At 33.6% G+C, this 20198-nt stretch carries 19 protein-coding genes; 3 read left to right on the top strand and 16 right to left on the bottom strand.

Annotated elements, in window-relative coordinates; genetic code table 11:
• The 3 genes from EKN01_RS07465 to EKN01_RS07455 form a co-directional block, all read right to left on the bottom strand.
• The coding region (locus EKN01_RS07465) for an SLAP domain-containing protein (protein WP_432264338.1) at positions 1 to 1187 on the bottom strand (1187 nt) is incomplete at its 3' end.
• Positions 1188 to 1928: 741 nt separating this feature from the next.
• A complete protein-coding gene (locus EKN01_RS07460; protein WP_129045651.1) occupies positions 1929 to 3359 on the bottom strand; it encodes an APC family permease in 1431 nt (476 codons plus the stop codon).
• A 105-nt stretch (positions 3360 to 3464) separates the two neighbouring features.
• The gene (locus EKN01_RS07455) at positions 3465 to 5198 is read right to left on the bottom strand and encodes a pyruvate oxidase (RefSeq protein WP_129045650.1); all 1734 of its coding nucleotides are present in this window, start codon (positions 5196 to 5198) and stop codon (positions 3465 to 3467) included.
• Between the two features lie 203 nt (positions 5199 to 5401).
• Between EKN01_RS07455 and EKN01_RS07450 the strand changes: the two genes are divergently transcribed.
• Positions 5402 to 5923 (top strand): DUF308 domain-containing protein, encoded by a 522-nt coding sequence (locus EKN01_RS07450; protein ID WP_129045649.1) that lies wholly within the window; start codon positions 5402 to 5404, stop codon positions 5921 to 5923.
• Here EKN01_RS07450 and EKN01_RS07445 read toward each other — a convergent pair.
• The gene (locus EKN01_RS07445) at positions 5920 to 6288 is read right to left on the bottom strand and encodes a PaaI family thioesterase (RefSeq protein ID WP_099973951.1); all 369 of its coding nucleotides are present in this window, start codon (positions 6286 to 6288) and stop codon (positions 5920 to 5922) included. The genes EKN01_RS07450 and EKN01_RS07445 overlap by 4 nt on opposite strands.
• Positions 6289 to 6312: 24 nt before the next feature.
• On the opposite strand from EKN01_RS07445, the gene menB reads away from it, so the two are divergent.
• Complete coding sequence (gene menB / locus EKN01_RS07440; RefSeq protein ID WP_129045648.1) at positions 6313 to 7128, top strand: 1,4-dihydroxy-2-naphthoyl-CoA synthase; 816 nt, start codon at positions 6313 to 6315, stop codon at positions 7126 to 7128.
• 18 nt (positions 7129 to 7146) lie between these two features.
• Entirely contained in the window at positions 7147 to 8607 is a 1461-nt protein-coding gene (locus tag EKN01_RS07435; RefSeq protein ID WP_129045647.1) for an o-succinylbenzoate--CoA ligase, read from the top strand.
• 29 nt (positions 8608 to 8636) lie between these two features.
• On the opposite strand, the gene EKN01_RS07430 is transcribed toward EKN01_RS07435, so the two are convergent.
• The 12 genes from EKN01_RS07430 to EKN01_RS07375 form a co-directional block, all read right to left on the bottom strand.
• Complete coding sequence (locus EKN01_RS07430; protein ID WP_129045646.1) at positions 8637 to 9389, bottom strand: alpha/beta fold hydrolase; 753 nt, start codon at positions 9387 to 9389, stop codon at positions 8637 to 8639.
• 63 nt (positions 9390 to 9452) lie between these two features.
• Complete coding sequence (locus EKN01_RS07425; protein WP_099973954.1) at positions 9453 to 9704, bottom strand: hypothetical protein; 252 nt, start codon at positions 9702 to 9704, stop codon at positions 9453 to 9455.
• 142 nt (positions 9705 to 9846) lie between these two features.
• Positions 9847 to 11790 (bottom strand): M13 family metallopeptidase, encoded by a 1944-nt coding sequence (locus EKN01_RS07420; protein WP_129045645.1) that lies wholly within the window; start codon positions 11788 to 11790, stop codon positions 9847 to 9849.
• A gap of 100 nt (positions 11791 to 11890) precedes the next feature.
• Positions 11891 to 12361: a universal stress protein gene (locus tag EKN01_RS07415; RefSeq protein WP_099973956.1), complete on the bottom strand. Its 471-nt coding sequence runs from the start codon at positions 12359 to 12361 to the stop codon at positions 11891 to 11893.
• A 24-nt stretch (positions 12362 to 12385) separates the two neighbouring features.
• A complete protein-coding gene (locus tag EKN01_RS07410) occupies positions 12386 to 13606 on the bottom strand; it encodes a carboxylate--amine ligase (RefSeq protein WP_129045658.1) in 1221 nt (406 codons plus the stop codon).
• Between the two features lie 178 nt (positions 13607 to 13784).
• Entirely contained in the window at positions 13785 to 15683 is a 1899-nt protein-coding gene (gene asnB / locus EKN01_RS07405; protein ID WP_129045644.1) for an asparagine synthase (glutamine-hydrolyzing), read from the bottom strand.
• 9 nt (positions 15684 to 15692) lie between these two features.
• Positions 15693 to 16850, bottom strand: a complete 1158-nt coding sequence (locus tag EKN01_RS07400; RefSeq protein WP_129045643.1) for a metallophosphoesterase family protein — start codon at positions 16848 to 16850, stop codon at positions 15693 to 15695.
• 117 nt (positions 16851 to 16967) lie between these two features.
• Entirely contained in the window at positions 16968 to 17492 is a 525-nt protein-coding gene (locus tag EKN01_RS07395) for a GNAT family N-acetyltransferase (protein WP_129045642.1), read from the bottom strand.
• 71 nt (positions 17493 to 17563) lie between these two features.
• On the bottom strand, positions 17564 to 18238 hold the full coding sequence (locus tag EKN01_RS07390) for a hypothetical protein (protein ID WP_129045641.1): 675 nt from the start codon (positions 18236 to 18238) through the stop codon (positions 17564 to 17566).
• On the bottom strand, positions 18225 to 19043 hold the full coding sequence (locus EKN01_RS07385) for an ATP-binding cassette domain-containing protein (protein ID WP_164966392.1): 819 nt from the start codon (positions 19041 to 19043) through the stop codon (positions 18225 to 18227). The genes EKN01_RS07390 and EKN01_RS07385 overlap by 14 nt, the downstream gene beginning before the upstream one ends.
• Entirely contained in the window at positions 19043 to 19534 is a 492-nt protein-coding gene (locus EKN01_RS07380; RefSeq protein ID WP_129045639.1) for a hypothetical protein, read from the bottom strand. Before EKN01_RS07380 ends, EKN01_RS07385 begins: the two co-directional genes overlap by 1 nt.
• Before the next feature lie 97 nt (positions 19535 to 19631).
• Positions 19632 to 20177, bottom strand: coding sequence for a DNA-3-methyladenine glycosylase I (locus tag EKN01_RS07375; protein ID WP_129045638.1), 546 nt, complete (start codon positions 20175 to 20177; stop codon positions 19632 to 19634).
• Positions 20178 to 20198 lie beyond the last annotated feature (21 nt).

The following is a 20198-nucleotide window of genomic DNA, read 5'->3' as shown; positions in this document are numbered from 1 at the left end:
ACATATTCACCTGTAGCAACACGATAATATACTTGACCAGTTGCGTTGTTTACGCGTTTTGTATCTGTCTTCCAACCAGTACCTTGTGCCAATGCACGGTTAGCAACTAGCTTACCATTTGCATCGTATACGTGAGTAACGATTGTGTTATTTGATAGGTTAACGATTGGTGTATCAACGATGTCATCAATCTTAGTATCTGTAAAGTTATCTAAAGTAACATTAATTTGACGAGTTACTGTAACTGTATTATTAATCTTATCCCAAACTTTTGATAGTAGTCCACCTGAATATTCTTGACCATTGATTGTGATTTGATCCATATCATTCAATAGTGCTGAGTACTCGTTACGGTTGAACTTGATTGTCATCTTTTGTGTAACTACTCCAGCAGTTGGTAATGTTGATGCGTCTAGAGTTGTACCTAAGATATCAGTACCTTTGTAGAATGTTGAAGTAACATCTTGAGGTGTAACTGTTTCACCCAAGTTATTCTTGATTGTTAGTGGGTAAAGACCATTCATGTAGAAGTCACTCTTTGATTGACCCACATAACCATCAACTGGTGTAGCGTAGTTAATGTTTAGTGCGTGTGATACTTGTTGTGTAGATGCAGTCTTAGCATAAACAGTTTTGTCTAATGAGTGACCATTTAGCTTGTAAGCTGGGAATGTATTTACGATTTGTTGGTTTGACCATAGAGCGTGGTCTTTAATTGTTTGCATTGCGTAACCAACGATACGGTATTCTACTTGTCCACCATGTTCAGCAGCAGCAAACATTTCATTTTGCCATTCTGATGATGTCATTCCAACAGGAGGAACAACTAGGAATACGATTTCGTTCAATTGTGCAACAACATCAACGTCATTTGTAACTGATTGATATTGTGGATGCAATGGTTTAACAATTCCGTTAGCTGCCCAGTCACCTGAGTATGTCAAACGGTTGTTTGTTTCTAATAGTGCAAATGTTGCACCGTAAGCAAAGTCTGCTTGTGTAGCATTGTTATAATTTTTCCATGTTGCATCAAAAGCATTGTAAGCATCTTCCTGTGTAGCAGGATCAAATGTAGCTTTGGCTGTTTGTACTTGTGATGGTAATGCATTCATTACAGGTTGTACAGATGGTGCGATTGCGATAAGTGCAGCTGTAGCAACACCTGCATAAGTAATAGATTTTTTCATGTGAAAATCCCCCAGAGATTTTTATTTAGTTATTAATTTAATCAAAGTTAAGTGATTAATTAATATACTCTTAGAATACAATGGTGAGAATAAAAAATATATAGATGTCGTTATATTGAAATATATCTTAATTAACCTGTAACTTTCTGTTACAAGGCCGTAATATAGGCATTTTGATTGACAAATTTCAGTTTACTATTAAGTGAATCAACAAAAAAAGAGGTACAGCATAAGCTGCACCTCTCAAAATTTTAATTAATCAATTAAAATTATTTACCAAAAATTCCAGTTACGAAATCTACACCATAACTTAGAACATTGCTAACAGTACCACCGATAAATGGGTTTAGGTTAAAAATTGTAAACATATTTATATATCCTCCAATTTATATATTTGCAAAAATATATTGCATTTACACATTTTATCATATCTTTTTACAAACTTAAATATAAAAAAGAGGTACTATCTACTGGTTAGATAGTACCTCTTTTTTTATAACTATTAATTAGAACAAACCACCAAAGATTCCTTTAACGAAATCTACTCCGTAGCTTAATGTGTTTGATAGTGTACCTAAAAGAAATGAAAACATAGTATAAACTCCTCTAAAATTTATTCGTTAAGATGTTTCCCTAACGTAACTTAAGATTATCACAAATGGTAACATTTTTTTCTAATTTCACCAACATGTAACTTAATTGTTACATATTTAAAATGTTTTTTATATTAATTGATTAATGTCATTGCTTTTCAGCATCTTTATGCTTTATTCCAAATGAGAAATAAACCACAAGCCCTATTATAAACCAGCATAAAGCATATAATTTTGCTTCATTATCTAATCCCCAGAATACCAACAATGATCCTAAAAATGCTAGGAATGGCATAACTGGGTAAAATGGCATTTTAAATCCAGGTTCTGCCAAGTCTACCCCTTCACGTCTACGCAATGGGTAGATACCCAATGAAACAAACATAAATGCAATAAGCGTTCCAGCTGATATTAGCTGTGCTAAGAATGCAAATGGACAAAAAGCTCCTATTACAATAGCAACTATGGCAATAGTCCAAAGAGCATTATTAGGTAGATTACGTCTATTTAACTTACCTAGAGACTTAGGTAACATTCCATCACGACCAAATGAATAAAGTAATCTTGATCCTGCCATCATCATACCAATCAAAGCTGTGAACATCCCTAATACCGCTACCGCTTGAACAACACTAGCTACAATTGGGTGTCCTGCATGACGCAATGCCCAACCTACTGGTTCAGCATTATTGGCATATGAAGTATAGTGGAACATTCCTACAAGTACTAACGCCACTGCGACAAACAATGTTGCAGCAATAACTAGTGATCCAAGAATTCCACGAGGCATAGTTTTTTCAGGATTCTTTGCTTCTGCAGAGTTAGCAGCAATTGAATCAAATCCAATATATGACAAGAATATCATTGAAACACCAGCGTATATTCCTTGCCAGCCACCAAATGTTGTACCATCACTATTTACGTGATAAGCAGGAACCAAAGGAATATAGTTTTTAACTTTGATAGCTGTTGCACCAACAACGATAAATACTAAAATTGCTACAACTTTCATAACTACCAAAATATTTTCAACTCGAGCAGCCTCACTAACTCCATATGATAGTAGAAAAGCAACTAAGGCTATAACCAAAATTGCCACAATATCAACGAAACCACCATTAACACCAATAGCATTGGACAAATAATTAGGTAGTCCTATACCCATTGGAGCTAATAATCCTCGTAAATTAGCCGAGAGTCCAGATGCAACAAAGGCTAACGCAATAAAGTATTCCGCCAGTAGAGCCCATCCAGCTATCCAACCGAATACTTCCCCAAATATTACGTTAATCCAAGAATAAGCAGATCCTGCAAATGGCATAGATGAAGCCATTTCAGCATAGGCAAAGGCTACTAACCCAGCAACAACTGCGGCAATCAAAAATGAAAAAATAACTGCAGGTCCTGCGTGTTTTGCAGCCACTACTCCTGGTAATGTAAAGATAGATGTTGAAACAATTGTACCAACCCCAAGTGATAAGAAATCTTTAACGGTAAGTACCCTCTCTAGATTTGAATCTTTATCTTCATATCTAGTAGGATCTTCTTTTCTAAAAATACGTTTAAAAAAATCCCCCATAGTTAATGTATCTCCTCTTTTATTAAATTACTTCTAATAATAACAGAATTTACTTAATAAATCATTTGAAGATATAAAAAAAAGACTACCAAGTAGTCTCTTTTTTTATATCTTCAAGAAAGATCTCATCATTTCTTTTACTGGAGGAAGTTGTGGCAATTTCTTTTTATCTGCTACGTATCCTAGACCGAATTTTGTATATCCTAGAGCTTCTTCCATAACAATTTGTCCTGGAAGTGGAGCTTCATCAACAGTAGCTACGTCTAGTAGAACTGGTTTCTTAGGATTTCTGTATTTCTTTATTGCAGCTTCAAATTCTTCATCAGTAGTAATTCTTTCACCGATACCACCACATGCTTCTGCAAACTTAGCAAAATCAATATCTGGTAGTGAAACTGCATAGTTTTGTTGACCTGCTGATTGTTGTTCGTATTGAATAAATGCTAGTAGTTTGTTGTTTAGAACTATCAATACCATTGGCAAATCGTATCTTACAGCAGTAGCAAAATCTTGCATTACCATAGAGAACGCACCGTCACCCATGAATCCATATACTGGACGTTCTGGCATAGCCATCTTAGATGCGATAGCTCCTGGAAGTGAACATCCCATTGTTCCCAACCATGAAGAAATTGTATATTTTTGAGTTGGTTTTACATCAATAAATCTTGCTCCAAATGAAGTAGATGTACCAACATCAATTGACCAAACTGCATTATCTTCAGCTTGCTCACTCACAGTATGGAACATTTTTGAAGGAAGAACTCCTGCTTTATGATCTTTTGAGTATACATCGTTCATCCATCCACGCCATGTAGCCATACGCTTAACAGCTGTATCTAAGTATGGACGTTCTGAAACAGGATTTCCCATCTCATTCATACGTGAAAGAACAGTCTTAATATCACCTTGAATGGCAACATTAACCTTGTGACGTTTTCCTAGTTTGTCAGCATCTGTGTCAACTTGAATAGCGTCTATCTTGTGGTTTAGGTATGCACTAAATGGGTAGTTTGTACCTAGCATAATTAGTAAGTCAGCTTTTTGCATCATTTCATATGCTGGTTTTGTACCTAATTTACCAACTTGACCCAAGTTGTATGGATGAGAATCATCAACAGTACCTTTGGCAGGCATTGTTTGAATGATAGGTAATTTGTATTTTTCGATAAATTCTAGTAGTTCAGGTTTGGCATCTTCGACACCACGTCCAGAAAGAACTAGCGGATTAGAATGGTTTTCCATTAACTTAAGTGCAGCAGCGATATCATTGTCACTAACTACATATTCTTCTTCTTTGAAATTATCAACGTTAGGTTGGAAACCATCAGTAATCATATGATCTGGAACATCATCAGGAATAGTAAGAACAGCTACACCCTTCTTAGAGATAGCTGTGCGAATAGCTTCATCTACTACTTGTGGTAATGTTTGAGGATTCATAACTTGCTTGTTGTATACTGCAACATCTTCAAACAATACATGTGTATCTACTTCTTGGAAGTAGTCTGTATTCATTGTTGGAGATGGAACTTGTCCCAAAATTGCCAAAACTGGTGCATGATCCATCTTGGCATCATACAATCCGTTTAGCAAATGGATAGCACCTGGACCACCAATTGACAAACAAACACCGATTTCCCCTGTTAGTTTTCCATGAGATGATGCAGCTAAAGCAGCTACCTCTTCATGTAAAACATGTGTAAATTTAATCTTATCTTTTGCTCTATATAAGGCATCAATAGTAGTATCAACAGAATCTCCAGGGATACCGAAAACATTATCGATTCCCCATTTTGACATAACATCTACCATTTTGTCAGATGCACGAACTTTCATAATTATTCCTCCTAAAAATACTTTCAAATCAGTATTAATGATATCACAACGTTTTCACAATCTCAAAAATTTAATTTGTAAAACAATTACAGTAAAAACTTTTTGAGTTAGATTGTGAATGTGAAAAAAATAATAAATAAACTATATTTTTCAATCAAAATTCTGATATGATAGATATACAAACTAATATAGGGTGTGAAAAAATGGTCAAACAGTTTCAACTTTATCGTTGGTTACGCTTTTTGTTCCTATTGATATCAGGAATAATTATAGTTATAAAACCAACCGCAAGTGTAAATGTAATAATTTACCTTGTTTCTAGTTATATTGCTATCTACGGTATTCTTTCTATCATAGATGGTTTGACAATAAAAAAAGCCACTGGAGAAAACAACCTCTCCATCGGCTTAGGTATTGGAGCTATTATTATTGCACTTGTAATTCTTGCAGTTGCAAAAATTTTAATAAAGCTTGTTCCACCTCTACTGGGTATTATCCTAATAATAAATGGAATCAATCAATTCAGAGACTCCCATGATACACGTAAATACGTGAATGTAACTCCTTGGCTTGATTACTTTTACTCAGCATTGATGGTTGTTGCAGGTGTCGTCTTCATACTAGAACCATCTAGAACTTTAGTTCTAATTTATCAACTAGTTGGTGTAATCTTGATTGTTCTAGCTGTTTTTGAATTTATAAATTCAAGATTATATAGAAACTAACGTTTAATTTTTTGTATAGTAATAGTGCTGAAGCTTGTATTTTCAGTGCTATTTTTTTTATGAGTTATTACTTGCCAAACCTGTGTATTATTACCTATCCTTATAGGTGAAGCAACAGTTTGTAAAATACCTGACTTAACAGGTTGCAAGTGATGAGTATTTACGTCTACTCCAACACCGACAAATCCATCTTCCATATTCAAATTTGCACCAATACTAGCAGCTGTTTCAGCTAAAATAGTATTCATACCACCGTGCATTATTCCATATGGTTGCAAATGTTTATCAGAAATTTTAATCTCTAATATTACTTCTTTTTTAGATTGACTAATTACTTCTATGCCTAAATTTTGTAAAATGTTCATATAATATACCTCGGAGGATTTTTTATGACTGAATGGAAAACAATAAAAGAATACAGTGAGATTCTTTTTGAAAGAAACAATAAAATTGCAAAAATTACTATTAATAGACCCGAGAAAAGAAATGCCTTTACACCAGTAACAATTCAAGAAATGATTGAAGCATTTTCTTACTGTCGTGATGATGCGTCTATTGGTGTTATTATTTTAACAGGCCAAGGAGATCTTGCATTTTCTTCAGGTGGTGATCAGAGTATCCGTGGTAACGGTGGTTACGTAGGACCGGATCATATTGCTCGACTGAATGTACTAGACTTGCAAAGACTTATTAGAGTAATACCTAAGCCAGTTATTGCCATGGTCAAAGGTTGGTCAGTTGGTGGTGGGAACATCTTACAACTAGTCTGTGACCTAACAATTGCTGCAGATAATGCCAAATTTATGCAAACTGGTCCCAAAGTAGGAAGTTTTGACGCTGGATATGGTTCTGCTTATCTAGCCAGAGTTATTGGGCATAAGCGTGCCAAAGAAGTCTGGTTCTTGTGCGATCCTTACTCTGCAGAAGAAGCTCTGCAAATGGGTTGGATCAACAAAGTAGTTCCTTTGGAAGATGTCGAAAAAGAAACAATTGCATGGTGTGAAAAGATACTCAAGAAATCACCAACTGCAATTCGATTCATAAAAGCCGCCATGAATGCCGATACTGATGGTATTGCAGGTTTACAACAACTTGCCGGTGACTCTACAATGTTATTCTACACAAGTGACGAAGGAAAAGAAGGACGAGATGCATTTTTAGAAAAGCGTGATCCTGATTTCGATCAATTCCCTAAGTTTCCTTAAAATATCGAGGTGGTAAAATTGGAAAACTGGTTGTTAAAGAGAGTTAAAACATCCCCCAATAAACGAGCATTAATATCTGATAATGTAGATTTCACGTTCAACGAACTAAATCGCACTGTTCAAAAGTTTGCGAGCAAACTATATTACAAAGGCGTTCGTAAGGGTGATTACATCGGTGTCTTTATTGCAAACTCATTCAATGGGTATATTGCGATCTTAGCACTTCAACAAGTTGGAGCAAAGATTGTTTTTCTAAACACCAGATTATCAGAACCTGAGTTGAATTATCAAATTGAAGATTCTAAGATCAAATTTTGCCTAATCGATAATTTTTTGCGCGTAGAGGATACTGACAAAATCAAAAGCTGCCCTGCTATCCCGTTATCAGATATTTTGTTCTCAGATATTTCTCCAGATTACAGTCCGGTAGAAGAATTCGAAGATGATGAAGTAACATCTATTATGTATACTTCCGGTACAACGGGTAAACCTAAGGGTGTTTTACAAACATATCAAAATCATTTTTATTCTACCATTGGTACTGATATAAATATGGATATCAACAGCGATGATTTATGGCTTCTAACAGTTCCTATTTTTCATATTTCAGGTTTTTCTATCATTATGAGATCTCTAATTCTTGGATTTTCCGTTTATCTTGTTGATAAATTCCGTGAAGATAAAGTAAATAGAATATTAATTGAAACACCTATTACGATTGTCTCGCTAGTTCCCACCATGTTAAAAAGATTATTAAATAATCTTGAACCCCAGCAATCATTCAACGATAACTTCCGATTTGTCTTTCTAGGCGGAGGTCCTATCGATGAACTTACACTTTTAAGATGTGAATCCTTGAAGATCCATGTCTTACAATCATTTGGAATGACCGAGACCTCTTCAAACATTGTGGCTTTAAACAACGAAGATGCCAGAAGAAAAATTGGATCTTCTGGTAAACCACTATTTCCAGTTCAATTAAAAATTGAAAACCCTAATAATGAAGATGTTGGAGAAATTCTGGTCAAAGCCAAAAATGTAAGCCCAGGTTATCTTAATAACGAAGAGAAATACAAATCAAAAATAACTTCTGATGGATATTTTAAAACCGGTGACCTAGGCTACATTGATAGAGAAAACTTCCTATACATAAAGGGTCGTTTAGATGATATGTTCGTTTCCGGTGGAGAAAACATCTACCCTAACGAAATAGAAGATGTCTATCAAGGTTTAGATTATATTAAAGAAATTGCTATAACTTCGATACCCAATAGCAATTGGGGTGAAGTACCTGTTGCTTATATGGTAGTAAAATTAGGTGCTGATCTCAATCGAGAAGATCTAATTGAATTTGGCAAAAAACACCTTGCTCACTATAAAGTTCCAGTAGAATTTAGAGTGATTCGTCAGATGCCAAAAACTGCTAGTGGAAAGATTCAGAAGTTTGCACTTAAAAAATTAGATTATCAATCAATATAAAAAGGTCAGTCGATTACGACTGACCTTTTTTATTGGACATAATATTCAAAAAAATTAGCTATCTTGTCCATTAACCTAGTTTCCACCAAGTGTCCAGCTTTATAACCTGTTATAAAAGCTGTTTGAGATGCATTTGGATTATCTTTATACTTCTGATAAAAATCCCACGACTGACTATATGGAATTCTTTCGTCTTCAGTTCCGTGCCAGAATAGCAGTGGTCGATTTTTTAATGTTTCTATGTTGGTATCCAAATCATAATGTTTTATCCAACTAGTTAAATCTTCTAAATCATTGGGAACATAAATATTATTTCTCTTAGCATGATCTCGAACTAATTTTGCATATGAAATAAGACTTGGAGTTCCCATGATAATTGTTGCAGCTTTAATTTCTGGATGATGAGTCAATAATGCTCCAGTAGTCATCGCTCCCATAGAATAGCCACCAACGCCTATTTGACCTTCTTTTATCAGATCACGATCTTGATAAAATTGTTCTAACATTCCAAATTCTGCAATATTGGCCTGAATCGTGTCCCAAAATGTCAATGAAGGGATGGCGTTCACTTGATATTTTCTTTCTCCATGATTTTTGGAATCAGGTAAGATAACTCTGAATCCTTTTTTGACAAGTTTACGACCTTGAGTCAAAACAAGTTCTTTCTCCGATTGCCAACCATGATAGAAAAATATAATTGGTAAAACTGCATTTTCTTGACCTTCTTCAGTTAATTCTAAAGTAGGTATTCCTTTTATCATACGATGTCTTATTGAAACCATTTCACTACCCCACTTTTTAAAAACAAAAGAGGCAACGTCATAAGACATCACCTCATTAATAAATTAATCTTCACTCAACATATTAAGCTTAAATTTAAGTTCATCAACACTACGCGCGTGTTGGCGATCTGTTTTAGAATCGAATTCAGTTAGTTCAACATCCAATTGATTCATATGTTGATCTACATCTTCTTCATCCATTTCGTTAACGTGCCCCATGACCATATCTATCAAGTCTTCATCTGATTTTATATCAAATGAAAAAATAGATTCAACCAGAGAGTTAACTTTATCTTCAAAACTGAACATTGACATAATGTTACCCCCGCATACTTTCTTACAAAAGTTCATTCCAATAAACTTCTGTATTTAGATAATAACATCTATTATATAATTCTTATTTCACTTTTATTAAAAGATTTCTTTTATTTTTGAAAAACTTAAAAATTGACATTTACTACCAGATATTTACTCTTTTTTCAGGTTCAAGCCACATGCCCATACCTTCTTCTACTCCAAAAGTTGGATAGAACTCATCCATGTTTTGTGCATGAACGTTGGCACGCAAAGGTCCTGGTGAGTGAACATCTGTAGACAATAGTAAATCTGTGAATTCTTGTGTTGATTTCAATCTCCATACCCTTGCCCAATTGTTAAAGAATAATTTCAAATCAACCTCTGATTCAGTTTTAGCAGCTTCTAAGGCACATCTCAAGCCACCAACATCAGCGACATTTTCAGAAACGACCAGTTTACCATTCACAGTTGAACCAGCATAAGGAATACCATCGAATTCATCTATCATTTTTTGAGTAAGTTCTTTAAACTTCGCATAATCTTCATCTGTCCACCAGTTATTCATATTTCCATATTCGTCAAACTGGGAACCATTATTATCAAATGCATGTGAAATTTCATGTGCAATAACTGCACCAATTCCACCATAATTTTGACTGCTTGTTTGATCTAAGCTATAAAATGGTGCCTGTAAAATTGCAGCTGGGAATGTTATATCATTTCTTGAGGGATCATAGCAGGCATTAACCATATGTCCTGGCATTAGCCACTTACTGCGGTCCACCGGCTTACTATATTGATCCAAATGATCTTGAATAATTATTCGACGAAGATTGGATATATTTTCATATAGTGAAATATTTTCATCGATTTTATATTTTTTATAAATTTCGTCAATTTTATCTGGATAACCGACTTTCACTTCGATCATGTCTAGCTTGCGAATTGCTTTTTTCTTAGTCTCTTCACCCAGCCAAGAATTATTGGACAAGCGATCTTTATAAATTGCTGTCATTTTTTCAATCATTTTTTTGACGTCAGCTTTTGCTGAAGCACCAAAATATTTTTCACCGTAGTAAAGACCAATTACTTGTGAAAAATAACCTGTTGCCTTATGGAAAGCAAATTTAGTACGATTTTGTAATTCTTTTGCTCCATTAAGAGCTAAGCTGTATTCTCCAACTGTTTGACGGAATTCTTCATCTAGATTACCAGCATTGCTCATCAATAATTTTACAATCATCCATGATTTCATTAGTTCAAAATTATCAGCATTGATGATGTCATTCAAGCTATCTACATACCTAGGTTCGATAATGATAACTTTTTCAGGTGTATCGTTAATTTGCCCTACAACTTGGCTCTTCAAATCAAGATATTTAGACTTTGTTGTATATTCATCGAAGTCCATAGGATTATACATTTTTGTATAATCAGCTTTTTCTTCTGAGCTTTTGACAATAGGAACTAGGATAGAATCAAATTTCTTAGCTTGCTCTACTATAGACTTGGCTTTTTCTAAATCATATCCAACCATGGAAAGTAATTTAATTACTACTTCGGTATATTTAGATAGTAATTTTTCTTTGGAATCATTATCTTCATCATAGTAAGTTTTATCAGGCAATATTAATCCAGGAACATCGATATAAACTACATTCTTAGTAGTGTCTTTCATATCAGCATCAATATCGATATCAATAGGTAGTGCGTAGCCACTTTTAGATAATTCAACAATCTTATTACTGAAATCTTCGATATCTTTAATATCGATAATTGTTTGAAGATCTTTTAAAATTGGTTGTTGATGAAACTTACTTTGTTTCTCAGCATCATTAGCTACTCGGTATAGTTTGATTGCTTCCTCAACTAATTCATTTGGATAAGCAACTTTTCCAGTAGAAAAATCTTCAAATTCTTTCATCAATGATTTTTCTACAGCTTCATCTAAGTCCATGAATCCACCTGTTCTAGGTTTATCTGCAGGAATTTTTGCTGTTTCTTGCCACTCTCCATTGACTGATAAATATAGATTTTCTTGAGCACTTGTTGGCTTAGCATCGAACATATCTCCAGCTCCACCAATAACTTTATTAATTTTCATAAAATTCCTCTTAGTTACTAATTTTGATATATAATATATCACTCTTTAATTATTAAATAAAAAATTTACTATAAAAAAAGACCAGTTAAACTGGTCTTTTTTATCTTATTACACTGACTGAAACTGGTGATAAGTTAACAATTCTTGATCCTTGAGATCCGATATTATCATGATCACGGCGATTTTTATCTACACCAATGACTACAAGATCTGGACCATACTGAGGAATAACATTTTCAGTAATAACATGACCTGGGTTACCTTCTGTAACCATCAAGTGAATATCATCATCTGACATTCCGTATTCCTTAGCTTTTTGACCATATGTTTCAAGAAGTCGTTTAATTTCCTCACGACGTTCTTTCAAGATTGAAGGATCTAGTGATTGAAATACATTCAAATCACCTGTTTCAAGAACAGAAACAATACCAAGCTCAGCTCCATAGTGTTTTGCAAGTGAACAAGCGTAATTGAAGGCATTTTTTGATGATCCAAAATCATCTGAATCAACACAAATTAAAATCTTAGCGTAATCGATTTTTTTTACTTTATAGTTTTGTAGTTCATCCATATCCAAATACCTCATTTTTTATTTTTATTCAATATCTCTTCCTTTGTTCTCTTGGAAGTATTGATTGAATCGCTTAACATAATTGTGGAACATGTAATTTAGAAGTACCCATCGTTTAATAGACATGTCTTTATCGTAAAATACTGTAGTACCTGTACGATTTTGTGAGATGAGTTCCTTAGCAAAATCAGTGGTCTCATTGTTGGCAGCATACTTTTTGAAAACCTTGGTAGGTATACCTAACCATAACTTAGCCTGTGATTTATTCTTATTAGCATAGACTGTTGGTTCCTCTGCTAATGTATCTTCAACATAATCCATTACTGCATATTTTGCAAGATTATATCCATTTAAAGTTACAAAGAAACTACTTCTTCCTTGACGCAAATTGATTTCAAAAAATTTGAAAGTATCATCACGAGAATCATACTTCATATCAAAATTAGCGTATCCGACAAATTTGATATCTTCCAAGAATTTTTGCACTTGATCATAGACATCTTGGTTGAATTCTGGAAGAATTGCCACATAATTTCCAATAGCTTGTGGCGTTGGATCTTCCAATATTGGGTGTCCTAAGCACATCATTTTTACATGATGATTTTTATCTACATAGGCATTTAACACACGCATATTTGAATCATCACCAGGAATAAAGTCTTGAAGAATTAAATCAGAAGTATAACCATTGTCATAAATCTTGCTAACAATATCCATGAATTCTTCCTTAGAATGGATCGTAAAAGCCTTCTTACGTCCTTCAAAGTGAATATCTAACCATTCAACACTGTTAGCTGGTTTTAAAGCTACTGGATAGTCATAAGGGACATTTATATCTTCATTACTTGTATACATTTCTTTAGTAACAATTGTTGTTTCTGGATGTGGTAAACCATGTTCTTCAGCAATTTTGTAGAAACTTTCCTTATTATTTAGTGACTTCAACAAATCGAAATCTACATAAGGACACACAAAAGTTTTTGATAGTTCTTCTTTGTGTTGACTGATTAACTCAGCATAACCATCACCACAGGCGATAAGAATAACTGGTTCATCATGATCCTGATATTCTTTAGCAATTTCTCGCATTTTTTCAATAAACACAGGATCTTCAGCGAATCCTGGAAATACTGTCAAATTAACAATTTTTGTAAATCTAGTTGGGGCTAGTTGAGCACCTGCAAAAGCTCTGACAGATCCACCATATTCTTCATGGAATGCTCTTGCCATCCCATAAACGTTCATGTCACTTCCTAATAATATCGGCGTAAATTTCTTATTTGTAGCAGTTTCGATTTTTATCAACCTCTCAATTAATTCACTTTTGAATTATCTTATTTATTTTTTTGATTATACCATATTTCAAACTTCACATTTTTATTGAATAAATTTGTGCATAAAAAAAGACGCTTCTCGCGTCTTTTTATTCAGCAATTTTTACTTGTGGATCAACTTCTGGTTTCTTTCCATCTTCGATGAAGTAAACTTTGTACCACACTAGGAATGTGTAAATAGTCCAAATTTTACGACGATCATCATTCTTATGGTTATAAAAACCATCTAACATCTCCAAAATTGATTCTTGATTGAAGAATTCTTTTACATAATCTTCTGAGAACAAATCACGAATATCTTTATAGATTGCTTCAGTTCTTATCCAATCACGAATTGGAACTGGGAAACCTAATTTTTCACGTTTTGCCCATGCTTCTGGAAGAGTTCTTTCAGCAGCCACACGCAAAGCATACTTGCTACCACGTGCATTTAGTAGATATTTAGTTGGAATTCCTTCTGCAACCTTAGCAACCTCTTTATCAAGGAATGGAACACGCAATTCCATTGAATTAGCCATACTTAAACGGTCGGCTTTTAACAAGATATCATTTGCCATGAATTGATGCATATCTAGATACTGCATTTTTTTAACTTCATCATCATAGTCAGCTACTTTGCTATAACTTCTTTTGACAATATCTTTAACTGATTTAGATGATCGATAATCAGATGTTACAATTTCTGCAGCCTCTTTTTCATCAAAAACCTTAGCTTGTCCAATGAAGAATTCTTCTGCTTTAGCAGTAGATTCGTACATGTGAAGACGTCCTGGGAAGTTGTGCATCTTACGTAGTTTGCGTGCCAACTTGTATTTTATACCCTTTGGTAACTTCTTTAGTTGATCCGAGATTACTCTAATAGTATGTGAATGTGAGTGGTCACCATAGTTTGCATAACCAGCAAATAATTCATCAGCACCTTCACCAGATAAAATAACAGTAACATCTTTACTTGCCAATTTTGTTAAGAAATAAAGTGGCACACATGAAGGATTAGAATCAGGTTCATCTAAGTGATATTGAATCAGCGGCATAGCTTTGATGGCTTCATCACTAGTAACGATTCCACGAGTGTTCTTTAAACCTAATTGATCTGCTAGTAATTTAGCGTCTGATCCTTCTTCATAAGTTGTAGAATCAAAATCAATTGAATAAGTGTGCTCTGGTCTGAGAATATCTGTTACATAACTGGAATCAACCCCACTAGATAACATTGAACCTACTGGAACTTCACTGATTGAGTGAGCCTCAACAGACTCTCTAAGTGATTTGTCGATTGCCTGAACAGTTTCTTCAAAGGAAAGAGAATTTTCTTTAAATTCAATGTCCCAATATTTTTTGATACTTAATTTTCCGCTCTTATACTCAAAGTAATGTCCTTCTGGTATACGGAAAACATCTTTAAAGAATGTTTCTGGCAGTGCAGAATATTGGAAAGTTAAATAAGGTTTAAGAGCTTCTTTATTAAGCTCTTTTCTGAAATTAGGATGTGCTAAGAACGACTTAATTTCTGAACCAAATATAAAAGTACCTTCTCGGTTGTAATAATATAGTGGCTTAATTCCGAAATAGTCTCTTGCACCAGTAATATCACCAGTTTCAAAATTATAAATTACAAAAGCAAACATCCCACGGATTTTCTTGAGTAATTCAGTAATGCCCCATTCTTCAAACCCATGTAGCAATACCTCAGTATCAGCTCCGGTGGAGAATTCATGACCTTTTTTTATCAAATCTTCTCTTAATGGACGGAAATTATATATTTCTCCATTAAAGATGATAGCTTTTGTTTTATCTTCATTATAGATAGGTTGCATTCCTGACTTAACGTCAATAATGCTTAACCTTCTGAACCCCAATGCTACATCGTTATCTACCAATTGACCTGAACTATTTGGTCCACGGTGAACGATTGCTTCCATCATTGCTTCAATTACTGGTTTCTTATCCGCAATTTTTTTATCCACAAAACCGACAATACCACACATATTTTTCTCCTAAAGATTAAAGTTAACATATCTCGTTGCTGCACCGTATCCGAATATTTGTAATATCATTTTTTTAGAATCTACGTTAATGAAATATCCACAGAATTCAGATATTTCATTAATTTTGCGATCCCATTTTCTATTGTAATCTGTTGTTAAGCCCCGCTTTTTGCCCATCAAGGCAGAACAATTCAAAATAATATGGTTTATTCCTGATACTTGATAATGTTTTTCATAATGCATATGTCCGCAAATATAAGTACTAATTGTTGAAATACCTGTATTTGAGAAATCGTATGCAGTGCTTACTCCAAAATCACCTAATAAATTATTTTTTAATTGACCCTGTTGCTTATTGTTAAATTCTTCGAATATTTTTTGTAACAAATCCCCATTAAAATTCAAAGCATTCTTACCGCTAGGACTGACAATATTTGCGTGTCCCATAACGATTACACGTTTATCCACGGTATTTTCCAATATTTTTATCAAATCTTGAATTTGTTGTTCGCGAACTCCACGAACTTTTTTAAAATCATATTTTTTATTATTGCCATAGACAATATAAGGAATATCACTAGTATTTATAAAAATAACTCGGATATCATCCTTATCAAACCAAGAAACCTTTGATACATGACTAAGTCTTTGGATTTCTGGTTGTTTATTTACTTGCTTAGTAACTAAATTAAAATAATCATCACGATCAAATGAGACTGACTTAATAAACTTATGTTCATCAAATTTGTCGTTTTCATCATGGTTTCCTTCTGCAATATAAAAAGGTTTACCAGAAGACTGATAATTTTCAGTAGCTTTTTTCAAAAGTCTCTTACTAATCTCAGGTCTATCTGATCCATCTATCAAATCTCCTAGATGAACATTGAGATCAATCGGTAGGTTTTCACCGGCAGCATTGGTCTCATAGATATGCCTTAGTCCATTATATCCATAATAACTAGTACTTGCCAGAGCTTTCGCATGAGTATCTGTTAAAAGCGATAAGTTTAAACTATCTTTAGATACTTTTTCCTTAACGTTAGTATTATAAAAATTTTCAATATAGTTAGTGGCAAATGATCTTGGTTTAATATTCATAAAAATGTCTTCTATATGCGTGGAAACATTCTTACTAAAAATATCTTTACCAAACACGTTTAATTTCATAATCACTCTCCTAACTCATTTAAATATAACACTTATTTTATTATTTATAGTAGTCCAAACTCTATAAATTTTCATGAAAAATACATGAATTTATTTCACTACAAAAAAACATATCAACTAGCCCATGACTAGTTGATATGCTTTTCTAATTCCGTGATCTTCATCCATTGTAATAGTTCCACGTTCCTCAAAACCGTTAGTAGTGATGACATGTTGCATAACTAAATTTTCTGGATGAGTATCGATTCTTACATCTGGATAACCCAGGTGATAAGACATCGTTAATAATTGTTGTATAAATGTTGTTGATAAATGCTTTCCTTGATGACCAGGTTCAACCGCAATACGATGAATTATTGAATATTCTGACTTAGAGATGTCTTGCCAGTTGCCGTTTGCTATTTTTTCATAGTTTTTGTCACTGCCTTGTTGTAAAGCTGCTGTTCCGACAATTTCACCGTCTAGTAATAAAACAAATGTTATTCCATCTTCTGTGTCTTTTTTCAAAATTGCATGATCAGGATATCCAGATTGCCATTGGTCAACACCGCGATTTTTTAGTGTTTGCTTAGCTCCATCTATAATTTCATACACTCTAGGCAAATCATTCATGGTCGCTTGTCTTAGATAAATATTACTCATAATAGAACAACCTCCATTAGTTCATCTGGATATTAAAACAAATTTATATAAGCAATTTCAACCATTTTTTATTATTTTGTGAAATTATTTTTATTAAGTTGTATTCCAGCTAAAAACAGCACTATAGCAAATATTATTTGATGAGCTAACATTCCCATGAAACCGGCATTTGAAGACTTAGATAGAGATAAATTAACAAACTGACCTACAGGAGGAATTATATATTTTAAAAAGTTATCCAAGTTCACTAATGCTAAGAAACTCACAACAATCAAACCTATTTGACCAAATATTTTGCTGACTAAGGATGCATTCCATTGAAATTTAAAAATCCAAGCAATTGATGAACCGACTAATCCGGTAGCAAATAAACCTAATACTGATATCAACATAAAGCTAAAATCTGCAGAAACAATAAAGCTTAGGAAGTAAACCACAAGAGCCACAAATAGATTTAAGACAATCAAAAATAATAATTCAACAAAAGAATATAGCCAGTAACTAGAAAACTTTTGTTTAATGTAGCGATTCTTGATTTGATCATTTTTGAAAAAGGTTGTTGTATTAATTATCGAAAAGATAAACATCCCCAAAATTATCAACGCAAATTGTACTTCTGATTCTAAATCAAATAGTGTGCTCAAACTAAACTCAGCAACAAAAAATACAAACAACGATGTTAGAAATATATAATTTCGAGTTGTTAGTCTAAAAAAGTTTCTGAATAAAATATTAATCTTCGACAATGCGCTCACCTTCAAATTGATAGTTCAAATCTATCATGTTTTTGATCATACGATCTTTTATTCTTAGTGGTACTTTCAACTCTATCAATGAGCTGTTCTGAGAAATAATCAAACTGTTGATTTCACGAGTTATTGCCATTGAATCTGGCATAGTTCTGAATGTAAGAATACAGTCAGTTATCTGATCTTCAATAGATTCTAAACTCTTATTTTTCAGTAAATATCTACGTTCAAACAATTTCAATGTTGCTTGATTCTGCCTGGTACTTACAACCACAATGGCAGAGCCGTTACTTTTTAAATCATCTATTAAGTTGGTCATACGCTCAACATATTTAGGAGATTGAAAGGCAAATGGTTCATCTAACAATAATATCTTGGGTCTACCAACAGTAGCATTTAAAAATTCCACACGTCTTCTAATACCCACAGAAAGACTAGAAACATTTCGATCAAGATAAGTAGCTAGTCCTAGGTAACCGGCAATATCCTCTAATTGTTTTTCATTGATGGCATTTTTACCTGCCAATTTACGACTATCTGATAAGTAAGATCCCACTTTTTTATTCACTACCATGTTGGTATCTTGTGGCATCAAAGCAGCGTTAATACCTGGTTCATAATGGACACGTCCACCGTCTGTATTTTTCATCTTAGCTATAGCTTCAATCAGTTGAGTCTTTCCGCTACCATTCTCACCATTTATTAAGATGCTTTCTCCGGAAGACAAAGAAAAGGTTACATGCTTAAAAGCAAAGTAACCTTCGTTTTGCAGCGATAAATCTTTTATTGTTAATAATCTCATTAATCTTGCCATTCCTTAATTGCTTTGGCAGCTAAGCCAATTGATAACAGAGCGTCATTTGAAATAGAATTACGAACATCTGAAATAATCGTGTTGGCAAATACAGCACCTATAACAGTTAAAGAAAAATCAATTAAATCCAGATCGATCTTAGGATTATAGTTTCCACTTGTATAGGGATCTTCATGATTATAGGTAAAGTTAATCTCATGAGCTGCAAGAGAACCATCAACGTGATTTACTTGAACACGGTCTTTAAGCTTTCCTATTTTTTCAGATGAATTTTGTAAAGTTAATCTATGGTCAGACTCATTTTCATAGTATTCATCTTCTGTCATTTCGAAATATTCTTGAACCGGTTTACGAAGTACCTCTAACCCATCAATGACTTCATAGACTTTCTCAGCGTCAAAAGTAGTCTTGTTGTCTCGAATATCTTTTGAGTTTTCATCTATATAAAGTGCTAACTTACTAATTGCTTCAGAATTCATTGTCATTCCTCCAGATGTTTCTATTATACTGAAAAAAACAATTTTTTTAAAACCAATTACTAAAAATCATCTTTTTTTTGATAATAATATAGAAATTTTATTTATAATCACAGTTTTCAACATGATCATTAACCACACCAACGGCTTGAAGAAACGAATAGATAATTGTTGGACCAACAAATCGGAAGCCACGTTTTTTTAAATCCTTGCTTATCTTTTGTGATAATTCAGTTTCTGCTGGTAGTTCATTCATGCTATTCCAATGATTCATTATTGGTTTATTGTCCACAAAGTTCCAAATATAATCAGAGAATTTTTCACCATTTGCGTGCATTTTTTTGATTTGCTGAGCATTATTTACTGTCGAATTAACCTTTAACTTATTTCTAACAATGCTAGGATTAGTTAGTAATTCTGCAATTTTATCATCATCCAATTCTGCAACTTTATCGATATCAAAATTATCAAACAATTCCTGATATCCTTGGCGTTTATTAATTATCGTAGACCAAGAAAGACCCGCTTGGGCTCCTTCTAAAGTTAACATTTCAAAAAAATAATTTTCATCATGACTTGGTTTGCACCATTCATTATCATGGTAGTCAATCATCCCTTGTGAGCCTGTTGCCCATTCACATCGCATATTTAAGTTCTCTCCCCCATG

This window comes from Companilactobacillus metriopterae (genome assembly GCF_004117915.1).
In the GTDB taxonomy this organism is placed as follows: domain Bacteria; phylum Bacillota; class Bacilli; order Lactobacillales; family Lactobacillaceae; genus Companilactobacillus; species Companilactobacillus metriopterae.
Note: the sequence above shows the minus strand (reverse complement) of the source record. Positions and strands in the feature narration are given on the sequence as shown.

Coding starts and splice junctions, on each gene's coding strand:
- EKN01_RS07460 (WP_129045651.1), bottom strand. CDS start 3,359: ATGGGGGATTTTTTTAAACGTATTTTTAGAAAAGAAGATCCTACTAGA.
- EKN01_RS07455 (WP_129045650.1), bottom strand. CDS start 5,198: ATGAAAGTTCGTGCATCTGACAAAATGGTAGATGTTATGTCAAAATGG.
- EKN01_RS07450 (WP_129045649.1), top strand. CDS start 5,402: ATGGTCAAACAGTTTCAACTTTATCGTTGGTTACGCTTTTTGTTCCTA.
- EKN01_RS07445 (WP_099973951.1), bottom strand. CDS start 6,288: ATGAACATTTTACAAAATTTAGGCATAGAAGTAATTAGTCAATCTAAA.
- menB (WP_129045648.1), top strand. CDS start 6,313: ATGACTGAATGGAAAACAATAAAAGAATACAGTGAGATTCTTTTTGAA.
- EKN01_RS07430 (WP_129045646.1), bottom strand. CDS start 9,389: ATGGTTTCAATAAGACATCGTATGATAAAAGGAATACCTACTTTAGAA.
- EKN01_RS07425 (WP_099973954.1), bottom strand. CDS start 9,704: ATGTCAATGTTCAGTTTTGAAGATAAAGTTAACTCTCTGGTTGAATCT.
- EKN01_RS07420 (WP_129045645.1), bottom strand. CDS start 11,790: ATGAAAATTAATAAAGTTATTGGTGGAGCTGGAGATATGTTCGATGCT.
- EKN01_RS07415 (WP_099973956.1), bottom strand. CDS start 12,361: ATGGATGAACTACAAAACTATAAAGTAAAAAAAATCGATTACGCTAAG.
- EKN01_RS07410 (WP_129045658.1), bottom strand. CDS start 13,606: ATGAACGTTTATGGGATGGCAAGAGCATTCCATGAAGAATATGGTGGA.
- asnB (WP_129045644.1), bottom strand. CDS start 15,683: ATGTGTGGTATTGTCGGTTTTGTGGATAAAAAAATTGCGGATAAGAAA.
- EKN01_RS07400 (WP_129045643.1), bottom strand. CDS start 16,850: ATGAAATTAAACGTGTTTGGTAAAGATATTTTTAGTAAGAATGTTTCC.
- EKN01_RS07395 (WP_129045642.1), bottom strand. CDS start 17,492: ATGAGTAATATTTATCTAAGACAAGCGACCATGAATGATTTGCCTAGA.
- EKN01_RS07385 (WP_164966392.1), bottom strand. CDS start 19,043: ATGAGATTATTAACAATAAAAGATTTATCGCTGCAAAACGAAGGTTAC.
- EKN01_RS07380 (WP_129045639.1), bottom strand. CDS start 19,534: ATGAATTCTGAAGCAATTAGTAAGTTAGCACTTTATATAGATGAAAAC.
- EKN01_RS07375 (WP_129045638.1), bottom strand. CDS start 20,177: ATGCGATGTGAATGGGCAACAGGCTCACAAGGGATGATTGACTACCAT.